4 protein-coding genes are annotated in these 4,325 nt (G+C 69.2%); 3 read left to right on the top strand and 1 reads right to left on the bottom strand.

The features are described from left to right. The 3 genes from RI841_RS14925 to RI841_RS14915 all read left to right on the top strand — a co-directional run. On the top strand, positions 1 to 1,084 hold a 1,084-nt coding region (locus RI841_RS14925; protein ID WP_310706421.1), incomplete at its 5' end, for an elongation factor 1-alpha C-terminal domain-related protein. A gap of 269 nt (positions 1,085 to 1,353) precedes the next feature. After that, a complete protein-coding gene (locus RI841_RS14920; protein WP_310706424.1) occupies positions 1,354 to 2,028 on the top strand; it encodes a zinc metallopeptidase in 675 nt (224 codons plus the stop codon). Positions 2,029 to 2,257: 229 nt separating this feature from the next. After that, complete coding sequence (locus RI841_RS14915; protein ID WP_310706423.1) at positions 2,258 to 3,313, top strand: phosphatase domain-containing protein; 1,056 nt, start codon at positions 2,258 to 2,260, stop codon at positions 3,311 to 3,313. A gap of 14 nt (positions 3,314 to 3,327) precedes the next feature. Here the strand turns inward: RI841_RS14915 and cmoB are convergent, their stop codons facing one another. After that, positions 3,328 to 4,320, bottom strand: a complete 993-nt coding sequence (cmoB, locus tag RI841_RS14910; RefSeq protein ID WP_310706422.1) for a tRNA 5-methoxyuridine(34)/uridine 5-oxyacetic acid(34) synthase CmoB — start codon at positions 4,318 to 4,320, stop codon at positions 3,328 to 3,330. Positions 4,321 to 4,325 lie beyond the last annotated feature (5 nt).

Raw genomic sequence — 4,325 nt, 5'->3', positions numbered from 1 at the left:
CCACGAGCAGTACACCCGCAACATGGCGACCGGGGCCTCCACGGCGAGCCTGGCGATCATCCTGATCGACGCTCGGTATGGCGTTCAAACGCAAACCAGACGACACAGCTTCATCGCCGACCTGCTGGGTATCCAGCACCTGGTGATCGCGGTCAACAAGATGGACCTGGTGGGCTTCGACGAGGCGCGCTTCGAGGAGATCGTCGCCGACTATCGCGACTTCGCCGGGCAGCTGGCCGCGCCCGACATCCACTTCGTGCCGCTCTCGGCGCTCGAGGGCGACAACGTGGTCAACCGCAGCGAGCGCATGCCCTGGTATGCAGGACCACCGCTGCTCGAGCTGCTCGAGGGCATCGAGGTGAGCCGCGATCGCAACCTGACCGACCTGCGCCTGCCGGTGCAGTACGTCAACCGGCCCGACCTGGATTTCCGGGGCTATGCCGGCACCCTCGAGGCCGGCATCCTGCGCCCGGGCCAGGCGATCAGGGTGCTGCCCTCCGGGCGGGTCTCGACGGTCGAGCGCATCGTCACCTTCGACGGCGACCTGGAGGCCGCCTGGCCGGGGCAGGCGATCACCGTGACCCTGGAGGACGAGATCGACATCTCCCGAGGCGACTGGATCGTGGCCGCCGACGCCGAAGTGGCCATGGCCGATGCCTTCGAGGCCGACATCGTCTGGATGCATGACGAGGCGCTCGCCCCCGGGCGCCAGGTCGACATCCGCCTGGCCGGGCGCTCCGTGTCGGGGCAGGTCGGCGAGATCCTCCACCAGGTGGACGTCAACAGCCTGGCGCGTCACCCGGCCGATCGCCTCGAGCTCAACGCCATCGCCCGCTGCCGGGTCGAGCTGACCGCCGAGGTGCCGCTGGATGACTACGGCACGAGCCCGGGCACCGGCAGCTTCATCGTCATCGACCGGCTCTCCAACGTCACGGTGGGGGCGGGGATGATCCGCGGCGTCGCCGATTCGGGTGACCGACCGGCGGGCGGGGCGGACTGGGCTGGCTTCGAGCTGGAGCTCAACGCCCTGGTGCGCAAGTACTTCCCGCACTGGGAGGCCAGGGATGTCCGCGAACTGCTGTAGGTTCAATGGCTCGGAAGTCCCCGAGTTAGCAAGGATTGGCGGTATCGCTCGGGGCTGATCCTTCGGCAGCAGCGTAGGCTGGATAAGCCGGAGGCGCATCCGGCGTTTCCGCCCGGTGCGCTGGAGCTTACCGGGCCTACAGCTGAACAGTCGTCGAGAAAGGCGCGCCGGGCTGTCGATGGCCTCGCACCGAGAAGTCACCGCCGAGGAAACTGGCTCTGGTAGGCTAGGTCCAATGACCTGACCCTACTCCGGAGCCTGCCCCGATGATCATCGTCCTGGCAATCGTGCTGCTGCTGGCCCTCTTCCTGCTGCCCAACCTCTGGGCGAAGTGGGTGCTGGCGCACCACGCCCGGGGGCGCGAGGAGTACCCCGGGACCGGGGGTGAGCTGGCGGACCACCTGGTCCGACGCCTCGGGCTCGAGGGGGTCAGGGTCGAGATGACCGACCAGGGCGACCACTACGACCCCGAGGCGCGTCGCGTGCGCCTCTCCCGGGAACACTACGAGGGCCGCTCGCTCACCGCGGTGACGGTGGCGGCCCATGAGGTGGGGCATGCCATCCAGCACCACCAAGGCTATGCGCCGCTGCTGGCGCGTTCGCGGCTGGTGGCGGTGGCGCAGAAGGCCGAGAAGGTCGGGGCGCTGCTGATGATGGCCGCGCCCTTCCTGTTCGTGTTGACCCGCCTGCCGGGCGGCCTGGCCATCGTCGTGGCCGCCGCGGTGATCAGTTTCGGCACCGCGGCCCTGGTGCACCTGGTGACCCTGCCGGTGGAGTTCGATGCCAGCTTCCAGCGTGCCCTGCCGCTGCTCAAGGAGTACATCCCGCCCCGCGACCTGGCCGGCGCCCGCCATGTGCTCACCGCCTGCGCCTTCACTTATGTGGCGGCCTCCCTGGCCAGCATCCTCAACCTGGGGCGCTGGCTGGTGATCCTGCGGCGCTAGGTTACGTGCGAAGCGAGGCACCGGGGTGGCACAGGGTGGGCTGATCAAGGCCAGGGAAGGCGAAGTACCTGCGGGAAGGGTAGGATGAGGATCATCGACATGCCCTGGAGCATCCGACCATGAATGGCGAGCCTCGATCGGGTCAGTGGAGAGGGTGGCGTGGGTGAAGCGGGCGCTGCGACGCTTCACCCTGTTCCTGAAGCGGCTGGCGGGAGTCGTGGCCAGGCCGATGAAGCGCGATCACGGCCATGGCGGCCTGACGGTCACCCCCTACCGGGGGTATGGCTCGCGGCGAGAAGCCTTCCTCACCGGCCGCGTGTTTCGTCAGGCACCCCTGGGCAGAGGGGTGCCGCGCCGCGGCTTCCTGCGTGACCTGGCCGACGTGATACGGCGCATCGTCCGTCGAGGCGTGGCCGATGCCGGCGTCGAGATCCGCCTGGGCGACACTCGTGTCATCGTGACCACCGACCGAGATGGCTACTTCGATGCTCATCTGCCCCTCGATCCCTCGCTGCCGCGCGACCGTTCCTGGCACCGCGCCGAACTGTGGGTCACGGCCGAGCGCGAGGGGCCGGTGCGCACCAGCGTGGAGGTCTATATCCCGGCCCCCGAGACCGACCTGCTGGTGATCAGCGATATCGACGATACCGTGATGCACACCGGCGTGGCCGACAAGCTGCGGATGCTCTATCGGCTGTTCGTGGAGAAACCCCATCAGCGCACGGCCTTTCCCGGCGTGGCATCGCTGTACCAGGCCCTGCATCGCGGTGCGGATGACCGGGGCGAGCGGCCCATCCTCTATGTCTCCCGGGGGCCCTGGGCGATCTACGAGATGCTGGAGACCTTCTTCCAGCTCAATCGCATCCCGGTCGGGCCGATCCTGTTCCTGCGCGAGTGGGGCATCTCGCCCCGCCATCCCTGGCCGCGCCGGGCCGAGGATCACAAGGAGCGACTGATCAGCCGCATGCTGGCCATGTTCGAGGGAGTGCCCTGCATCCTGATCGGCGACAGTGGGCAGCACGACCCGGAAGTCTACACCCGCATCGTCAAGGCCCATCCCGGACGCGTCGAGGCGATCTATATCCGTCGCGTGGACCGGCGGGTAGATCGGCAGCGTGACATCCAGCTGTTGCGCGACCAGATATGCCACACCCGCTGCGAGCTGGTGCTGGCGGCGGACAGCGTGCGGATGGCGGAACATGCCCGGGCACACGGCTTCATCTCCGACCATGGGCTGGCCGCGGTGCGCCGTGATGTGGCCACCACGACCAGCGATACCGCGTGAGGCCCGGGCCGCGCTCAGGCCGGCCGATTGGCGATGACCACCGCCCGGCGCGGGGCGGGATGGCCCTCGCGGGTGCGGGACGGGTCTTCGGGGTCGAGGAAGTCGGCCAGCGACTGGAAGGTCATCCAGTCGGTGGTGCGCTGCTCATCCGTGGTCGTCACCGCCTCGTCCACCACCCGCGCGTTCTCCAGGCCGCAGCGTTCGAGCCACTGGCAGAGCGCGGCGGAGGAGGGCAGGAAGTAGACGTTGGGCATGGCGGCGTAGCGGCTGCCGGGCAGCAGCACGGTGGTTTCGTCGCCCTCGACCACCAGGGTCTCCAGTACCAGCTCGCCACCCGGGCGCAGGGCCTCCTTGAGCTGCTGGATATGCTCCAGGGGCGAGGGGCGGTGGTAGAGCACGCCCATGGAGAACACCGTGTCGAAGAAGCCCAGCGCCTCGGGGACCTCCTCGATGCCGACCGGCAGGAAGTGGGTGCGCCCGCCGTCGGCGTCGCCGACGAAGTGGCGCACCGCCCGGAACTGCCAGAAGAAGCGCGGCGAGGGGTCGATCACCAGCACGAAGTCCGCCCCGCGGCCTGCCATGCGCCAGGCGTGGTAGCCGTTGCCGCCGCCCACATCCAGTACGCGGCGACCGGCCAGCGGCGCCAGATGCGGCGCCACCCGCTGCCACTTCCAGTCCGAGTGCCACTCGGTGTCGATGAAGGTGCCGCCGAGCCGGTAGGGCCCCTTGCGCCAGGGCGCGAGCTTGCCCAGCAGGTTCTCGACCTGGCGTCGCCGGCCGTCGGTGAGGTCGACCTCGACGCTGACGGTGTCGGCGTCCAGACTCACTTGCCTCTTGTCGGGCAGGGGGGGCAGCTTGGCCACGGCCTTCTCCCAGGCCGGCAGGTCGCCGAAGCGCTGGCGATCCAGGCCGCTGGCGAGCTGGCCGGGGAGGCGGGCCAGCCAGGCGTCCAGCCCCTGGTCGAGAAAGGCCTGGTAGAGGGCGCGGTGTTCGGGCGCGATCGGCATGTCAG

The organism is Halomonas sp. (genome assembly GCF_031581305.1).
GTDB lineage: Bacteria > Pseudomonadota > Gammaproteobacteria > Pseudomonadales > Halomonadaceae > Halomonas.
Note: the sequence above shows the minus strand (reverse complement) of the source record. Positions and strands in the feature narration are given on the sequence as shown.

Excerpts from the sequence above, each read along its gene's own strand:
- cmoB (WP_310706422.1), bottom strand. The coding sequence starts at position 4,320 with ATGCCGATCGCGCCCGAACACCGCGCCCTCTACCAGGCCTTTCTCGAC.
- RI841_RS14915 (WP_310706423.1), top strand. The coding sequence starts at position 2,258 with ATGAAGCGCGATCACGGCCATGGCGGCCTGACGGTCACCCCCTACCGG.